We start from the raw sequence: 364 nt of genomic DNA, 5'->3' as shown, positions 1-364 counted from the left end.
CAGGAGAAGTTGCGTGCTGGCAGGCGCTGAGCAGCGTCACTAACGCGAGCAAACCTGCGATGCGGGTTAAGAAGTTCATTAATTTGCCTGGCTGTTCAGGGAGTTGCAGCCAGTTTACCTGGCGGGCAGGGGAATGCTATGGCATTTCTCTGACTCTTAACTTGCGCAATAAATTGCGCCCCTATGGCTGGACGTTCATGACGGTAGCTACGCTGAAAGAAAATATTGATGCCATCACGGACAACAGCAGCGATCATGCTAAATGCCCCGTGAAGGTCAGCCCGAAGAGCAAAGCGTCCGCCGCAGGGATGCGGCGGCCGATCTGCATGGATGCGTGATTCCTTTGCGATCGGGCTGACCTTTA

The 364-nt window shown here is 54.4% G+C and carries 1 protein-coding gene; it reads left to right on the top strand.

Going from position 1 to position 364, the window contains the following annotated elements:
* A partial coding sequence (locus PSSD_RS28330; RefSeq protein WP_235589313.1) for a hypothetical protein occupies nucleotides 1-338 on the top strand: 338 nt, incomplete at its 5' end.
* Between the last annotated feature and the right edge of the window lie 26 nt (nucleotides 339-364).

The organism is Type-D symbiont of Plautia stali, assembly GCF_001485335.1.
GTDB lineage: Bacteria > Pseudomonadota > Gammaproteobacteria > Enterobacterales > Enterobacteriaceae > Pantoea > Pantoea vagans_C.
Note: the sequence above shows the minus strand (reverse complement) of the source record. Positions and strands in the feature narration are given on the sequence as shown.